The sequence below is a fragment of the Flavisericum labens genome (genome assembly GCF_045446075.1).
GTDB lineage: Bacteria > Bacteroidota > Bacteroidia > Flavobacteriales > Flavobacteriaceae > Flavisericum > Flavisericum labens.
In genome coordinates this window covers 7,076-14,353 of sequence record NZ_JBJJBQ010000020.1, presented here as the reverse complement: position 1 = coordinate 14,353, position 7,278 = coordinate 7,076, and the positions used below count along the sequence as shown (strand labels likewise).

The following is a 7,278-nucleotide window of genomic DNA, read 5'->3' as shown; positions in this document are numbered from 1 at the left end:
TAAGAACTTGGACTGTTAGCGACTGTGCCGGCAACACAAGTACAGGTGTCCAAACGATCACGATCTATGATGAGACTCCACCAGTAATAGCTCCTTTAGATGATGGTTATGTATGTAATGGAGAGGTTCCAGAATATTTAGAAACCACTTGGACTGATAATTGTGAAGATGGAGATACTTTAAGAGCCTATGCTAATATGGTAGGTAGCGATGAGTGTTCTGAAACTTATGAGTATGTATTTAATGTATCTGACTGTGCAGGAAATGCTGCAGATGCTGTTACCGTTGAGTATATAAGAGAATTCGATAAAATAGACAACTGCGAAACCGTATTTGGATACCGTCAAGAAAGTGATTGTTTCTTAGACAATGGCTTTAGCAGATGGGGTTGGACAACTCAAATTATGGATGAGGGTGAATATATATTCGATTTGTATGCTGGAAATGGTAACGATTGTGATCCAATAGACGGGCCTGGAACATTTGCAGGTACTGCAACGTTGAATTATGATGGAAGCACTGCAACTGTTGTATACAATATGAATGATGGTTATGTACTATCTGAAGCTCATGTTTATATTGGTTGTACTATGTTCCCTCAAGGTAAAAAAGGAAACACAGTTGCTCCTGGTCAGTATAACTTCAATCCTTCTCTAGGAGGTACAGTTGATACATACACAGTAGGACCAATAGATGTTACTGGAGACTTCTGGATTATTATTCATGGCGTAAGTTGTGAAATTGCATGCGAGTGCAGTGGAGGCTATACTTATACTGGAAATGATGGTGGAGGAGCATTTAATGGTGACTCTGTAAATGGATGTGATGAAGTTCAAGCACGTGTTGCTAAAACAGTTGACTTCAAAGCCTACCCAGTACCATTTGAAAGTGAGGTAACATTACAGTATTCTTTCGATTATGAAACTGATGTTAAGGTAGATGTATTTGATATGAAAGGTGCATTGATAAAATCATCCGAAGATTCAAATTACATTAAAGATTCTATTGGAACTACTACGTTAGACTTATCAGGAACTGACAACCAGTTGTTCTTTGTAAGATTGACTACTAAAGAAGGTACAGTTGTTAAGAAAATAGTGTCTTCAACACCTCAATAGAGTATATAACTAATAATTAATTTTTAAAAAAAAAGAGCCGCAAAATGCGGCTCTTTTTAATTTTCGGGTATAATGTATTGTTCAAATTATTGTTTAAGTATTTTAATAGTTTTAAATGTTTCGCCAATCATTATTTTAGCTATATAAATACCTTTGTTAAAACTTGAGAGATTAATTGTTTCTTCAGATTTAAAAAGATCTTTAGAAAGTATTTCTTGGCCAAAAGTATTATAGAGAACTACATTGCTTAAATTATTCGAATCAGATTTTAGGGTAAGCTCTTTGGTTGTATTGTTATAGAAATGTTTAAAAGAATTAGGTTCAAATTCATCATTGCTTAATAATGAATTGCTAATTACAACATCATCAATATTTATTAAGAACTGAGATCCTTCAATATTTTGATGCCTAAATGCTATATATATCATATTTCCGGCTAAAGAAGACACATCTAAATTTCTCGTAACAAATTTTCCGGCAGCTCCTATGTCGTCTGCGAATTCGCCAAGTTTTACATCGCTTGCCTCAAAATCAGAAATTTTATTACTTGTAGAAGCATAAATAGTATAATATTCATGCGCAAAAGTGGCGTTCTCAGCTCTTATTTTCCAAGAGACATAAATATCGTCATTGGTATTAAAGGAGGTGAGGTCAACAGCATATGAATAAATCCAATTATCAGGATTTAGATTTCCAGAAGAAGAACTCCATGATCTAGATGTAAGGCATTTGTAACCTCCATAAGAACTTCCATACTCTCTCCAATACCAATTTTTGCCGTCACCATCTTGATCCATCAAATTCCAACATACTCCAATCACCGATGAATCATCAAAATTTTCTGAAATAGGTAAGGTATTATCACATTGTTGTGCACTTAAATTTAAAGTGCAACAACTCATAATAAAAACTAGGGTGAATGTAATTTTTTTCATAATAGTGTAGGTTAAGATTGCATCAAATATATAGATTAAAAAACATTACATCCTAAAAAACAGTCGTTTAATCGATGAAATACACGGGAAGGTTGTAATATTGTAAGAATTAGATTATATTTAGTGTAGATGTATGAAGCTTATACCTTAAAAAATTTTGTCAAAAGTACTTTCTTTATTTAATATGCTGATGCTCATTATCTTAAAACATTTAAAAGTTATTAAGACAGAATTTTCATGTTATAACTTATAAAGTGTAGAGATTGAAATACTATTTAAAACAAGTATAATTATTAATACTATAATTATATATAGTACAAGTGTTGCTAGTAAAAAGTATAAAAAATAAGGGTTTATATCAAGGACAATATAAACCCTTTAGTTTGAATAAATATTTTGAATTCAAGTCAAAATTAAAAGCAATATAAAAAACAAGTTGCCTTTTAAAAAGAAGAAAGAATTGTAGCCAGCTAGTTTAGTTTAAAACAATTTTAATCATTTTTGTAGCATTTTCAGTATTAACTTTGGCTAAATATGCCCCAACCGCTAAATGACTAGTATCTATTTCAAGATTTTTTCGGTTTGCATTCACATAAAGAAGTTTTTTTCCTGAGGTATCAAACAGCTCAATACTTTTTAAGTTAATAGGAGATTTAATATGTAAGTCTTTTGTTCCTATATTTTGCCAATATTTAAGTTGGCTTAGTGCCGCATACTCTAAACCTAAAACAGTTTCAGCTTCAACTACCACATCATCAATATTTACAATAAAACCTTCATCCGATACAGCGTTGAAGTGCCTAAAGGCTACATATACATTTGGCTCACCGGCAAATGAAGAAATATCAATAGTTTGATCTGTGAGCGTATTGATACCAGTTAAATTATAACTCATGGAAGTACCATTTTCTAAATCATTAATAGCTGCAGAAGTTGCTATATAAACGGCATAGTTTTCATTACTAAACTCTGGGTCAGGCGCAGCTGCCTTCCATTTTAAGGTGATCGTACCGCTAGCATTAGACAAGTTAATACTTGGGGAAATAGCCCAATTATCAGGATCTAATTGTACTCCATCATTGACATCATAAGACACAGACCTCAATACTTCTTCAACTATATTTGGATTAGTTTCAAGCTGTGCTTCCCAATTAAAGCCATCATTAGTGGTTTCATTATTAGTTATGGTCCAATCAGAAATATCTAAATCATCAAAATTATCAGACCAAACTACCGTTTGGGCGTAGGTCACATAAGTTGCTAAAAGGAAAAGGATAAAAGTAATTTTTTTCATGGTAAATGGGTTAATAGATTATATCAGTCATAATTTACAACTATTTACTAAAAGACATTTTTTTTTTAGATGAAAGTTCAAAAATATATTATAATCTGTTGTTTAATCGAAAAGAACCCCTCGACGTTCTAGGTTGCGGTTTCCGTTGAAATTGTCATTCCCAGTGAAATCTAAAGATTCATGAATTCATTATTATAAAATATTAAACTATGGAAAAACGGGAATCTTAATCTAACTATGTTAAATACTAATCATACTGAATTTTTTTGTTATGAATAATTTTTACAATGAGATAAGTCTTGTACTTATATTAGTTTTTTATGTCTTTACATTAAATCTTCATGCCCAGGATTATCATTTAATCCAAAGAATTCCATTAGATAAGCAAGTTGAATTATCAGATGCCGTCATTGAAGGAGAAGTCATTTCTAAAACATCCTATTGGGATGAAGCCTATAAAAATATTTTAACTTCTAATAGGTATTTTTATGTTAGAAAAAACCAATGCTGTTAGTAATGCTCAAAGCAAATTAATTAATACAGTATCAACGTATAAGTCGTTTAGCGCTATACAAGGGTTTTTTAATATGATATAACGAAAGATAAAGCCGTAAATTGATTTTCTGAAACTAAAAACATAGAAGGTAATTTTCAATCTCAGATTATTTCTAAAATCGGCCAGTTGCATTCAGTTTAAAAGAACAAATAATTACTACTGAATCTTTAGCTAATACTACAACACGTAGTAAATCTGCTTTAGCACCGGCAATAAACTCATTTTAAGCAACCAATTATTCTGCAGGCACTAAAAGTGTATTGACCATCAATGGATCTGGTTTTGGCAGAGATCAAGGAACTGTAGCCTTTAGAAATGCCAACTATGGAGGCGCTTTACATACAGATCCTTTAGATAACCAAATTTTAAGCTGGGCAGATTCCAAAATATAAGTAGAAATACCCGATGAAGCCGGTACAGGCACCATTAAGGTAAACCCAACTTCCAATACTCTTTTTATTAAAAAAAGATTAAATATTCTAATGAGTAAAATTTTAGTATATAGTATAACCGGAAGTAAAATACTCAGTATTAAAAGCGATGATTATGCTTTACAAGCAATAGATTTAAGTCGCTTATCTCCGGGGATGTATCTACTGGAAATTGATACAGAGCTTGGTGCTATGATATCCAAAATACTGATAAACAGACAGATATAGTTTTTTATGGTCGTAGGCGAATGCCTCTATGTTAGCAAAAATCGAATAACAATGTATTTCATCGATAATTTTTGTCACTTAACTAATAAATAAAAAGAGCAGCTTAAATATCTTTTTTTATCCAAACATATTTCCTATTTTTAAATAACCTTTTAAAAAACAGGTTATATCTTTCTTTCAAGAAAATCATTTGATTAATAGCACATTAAAATGATTATAGCATTTGATTAATAGCAACATTAAATGCCCTTTTATTCTACATATTACCTAGACTGTTTTGTTATGCAAAATTTTATTTATAATAAGATTTGTATGAGCCCCTCTCTACACGTTTCTTAATTGTACCGTTGTTATGTAACATGTTTATTAACTTAAAAACAAATGTTATGTATAACTTTACACTAAAAAAATGGCTGGCTAAACCCACAGCCATTAAACACGTAGTATTGTGTTGTTTAGTCCTTATTTTTGGACTTTCAACACAATCTTTTTATGCACAGGATGTAGGTTCATCTTCTGTTCAGGCCAATTTTGGTATTGACGGTGATGTATATTCTGGTGTATTACAATTTCCTAATAATGAAGATCCGCTGGTTCCACTTCCTGCGCCTGGAGGTACTGATGACTGGTTCCAGGGCCCCTCAGGCTTAGGAGTAATCGATGAATTAGGGAGCGCTAATTTGGGTAATCCATTATCCGATCCTAACCCTCCGAACAGCACGGATAATGTTGCGATTGAACTTAGACAATCTGTATGGCAACTTAATTCGCCTTTTCCATTTCCACTTGTTAATGGTGATTTATGGTTAGATGCCGTTTATGGACGCGATAACTATGTACAGGGAGGAAGCGCTGAAAATTCTTATTTTTCATCGGGTGCCGATAAAAATTCAGATAATCCAATAAATTGGAGTCTTGACTCCGGAGGAAGCGTACCTCAAAAAACCGATATCGTTGATGTGTATGCACATTTAAGAGGAGATGGACCTAAAGCACCTACAGAACTAGACCCAAGACCTTTTACAACGCTTTATGCCTATGCTGGAGCTTCATTGGTGGTTACCAATGGTAACAAGCACTTGGACTTCGAGTTTTTCAGAGAAGGATTAGAAACAGCGGCTGATCTTCAAGATCCCACTAAACTTGGTCCAGATGGCGGACGTACCGCTTGGACGTTTGATGGTACTACTGGAGACATTATGGTTCCGGGAACTATCATTGTTTCGGTAGACTATATTAATGGTGGTACTGTGCCTGATATCAGAATCAGGGTATGGATAGATCAGGCCACTTATGATGGCGCTGCTACTTTTAATACTTTGGCTCAAAGACCTTTTAATATTGATGAATCTGTTGCTTTTGAAACAGGGACAGGCTCAGATGGTTTTGGTTATGCTGCTATTAATCCTTTAGCAGTAGGTACAAGTTTGTGGGGTAGAGTGAATGATGATTTTGCCTCAGATGCAGGGTCTCTTACAACAGGACCTCCTTGGGGTACCTGGGAAGGATCTACACCTGATTTTGTTTCTGACTATGAACGCTATCAATTTGTTGAAATTGGTATTAATTTAACAGCTTTCGGATTAGACAGAAGAGGTCAGGAAGACCCATGTTCTAATATACTAGGTAGTTTATTGGTAAAAACCCGTAGTAGTGGTGGTGGACCCAATGAGGGAGCCTTTGGTTCTGAGTTAAAAGATTTTGCAGGTCCTTATTTATTTGGATTTACCGGAGAAGAACCCGTAATAACAGTTGCAAATAAAGCAGTTTGTGCTTCCGATGGTCCTGTTGATATAACTGCAGGAAATTCTGTAAATCCTCCTGGAGATATTGAATACTTTTTAGACGATACATATACTACTTCCGTTCCATCACCAGGTGCTTACGATGCACCACTTGGAGAAACCACTATTTATGTTAGAAGTGAAAAAGCAGGTTTTCCTGGTTGTTATGGATATAATGAATTTACGGTAACAGTGAATGCAAATCCAGCACCATCAGTAGATGATGAGGCAGAGTGTGAAGGCGATACCGCTACGTTCATGACAACAGCACTTGGAGCAGGCTTTACCTACCAATGGTATAAAAATGATGTTGCAATCGGAGGAGCTACAAGTAATAGCTATACTACAGGCGCATTGACATTGGCAGAAAGTGGAGATGTTTACAAAGTTGTTGTTACCGATACCAATAACTCTACCAATTGTACAGGAGAGGATTCAGGAACGTTGACAGTAAATACAAATCCAGCACCATCAGTAGATGATGAGGCGGAATGTGAAGGCGATACAGCTACATTCATGACTGCCAATCTTGGAGCGGGCTTTACCTATCAATGGTACCTAAACGACGTGGCCATAGGAGGTGCAACTAGCAATAGCTACACTACAGGCGCATTGACATTAGCAGAAGATGGAGATGTTTATAAAGTTGTGGTTACCAATGATTCACAGACATGTTCGGGAGAAGATTCAGGTACATTGTCAGTGAATGCAAATCCAGCACCATCAGTAGATGATGAGGCAGAGTGTGAAGGCGATACCGCTACGTTCATGACAACAGCACTTGGAGCAGGCTTTACCTACCAATGGTATAAAAATGATGTTGCAATCGGAGGAGCTACAAGTAATAGTTACACCACAGGCGCATTGACATTGGCAGAAAGTGGAGATGTTTACAAAGTTGTTGTTACCGATACCAATAACTCTACCAATTG

The 7,278-nt window shown here is 34.7% G+C and carries 6 protein-coding genes and 1 pseudogene; 5 read left to right on the top strand and 2 right to left on the bottom strand.

From position 1 onward, the window contains the following. Positions 1–1,118, top strand: a 1,118-nt coding sequence (locus ACIEHO_RS16220; protein WP_406973661.1) for a T9SS type A sorting domain-containing protein, incomplete at its 5' end; no start/stop codon positions are given. Positions 1,119–1,204: 86 nt separating this feature from the next. Here the strand turns inward: ACIEHO_RS16220 and ACIEHO_RS16215 are convergent. Both ACIEHO_RS16215 and ACIEHO_RS16210 read right to left on the bottom strand, forming a co-directional pair. Continuing rightward, positions 1,205–2,053, bottom strand: a complete 849-nt coding sequence (locus tag ACIEHO_RS16215; protein WP_406973659.1) for a choice-of-anchor J domain-containing protein — start codon at positions 2,051–2,053, stop codon at positions 1,205–1,207. Between the two features lie 475 nt (positions 2,054–2,528). Continuing rightward, positions 2,529–3,347 carry a T9SS type A sorting domain-containing protein gene (locus ACIEHO_RS16210; RefSeq protein ID WP_406973657.1) on the bottom strand — a complete coding sequence of 273 codons (819 nt, stop codon included), beginning with the start codon at positions 3,345–3,347 and terminating at the stop codon, positions 2,529–2,531. Between the two features lie 271 nt (positions 3,348–3,618). Here ACIEHO_RS16210 and ACIEHO_RS16205 point away from each other — a divergent pair, with 271 nt between their 5' ends. The 4 genes and pseudogenes from ACIEHO_RS16205 to ACIEHO_RS16190 form a co-directional block, all read left to right on the top strand. Then, complete coding sequence (locus ACIEHO_RS16205; protein ID WP_406973655.1) at positions 3,619–3,861, top strand: hypothetical protein; 243 nt, start codon at positions 3,619–3,621, stop codon at positions 3,859–3,861. 302 nt (positions 3,862–4,163) lie between these two features. Next, a complete protein-coding gene (locus tag ACIEHO_RS16200; RefSeq protein ID WP_406973654.1) occupies positions 4,164–4,295 on the top strand; it encodes a hypothetical protein in 132 nt (43 codons plus the stop codon). Between the two features lie 6 nt (positions 4,296–4,301). Beyond that, complete coding sequence (locus ACIEHO_RS16195) at positions 4,302–4,562, top strand: T9SS type A sorting domain-containing protein (RefSeq protein ID WP_406973663.1); 261 nt, start codon at positions 4,302–4,304, stop codon at positions 4,560–4,562. 386 nt (positions 4,563–4,948) lie between these two features. Beyond that, positions 4,949–7,278, top strand: a pseudogene (locus ACIEHO_RS16190) (hypothetical protein); the annotation flags it as partial.

Bases quoted from the DNA above. Each gene is read 5' to 3' on its own strand.
- ACIEHO_RS16215 (WP_406973659.1), bottom strand. From the start codon at position 2,053: ATGAAAAAAATTACATTCACCCTAGTTTTTATTATGAGTTGTTGCACT.
- ACIEHO_RS16210 (WP_406973657.1), bottom strand. From the start codon at position 3,347: ATGAAAAAAATTACTTTTATCCTTTTCCTTTTAGCAACTTATGTGACC.
- ACIEHO_RS16205 (WP_406973655.1), top strand. From the start codon at position 3,619: ATGAATAATTTTTACAATGAGATAAGTCTTGTACTTATATTAGTTTTT.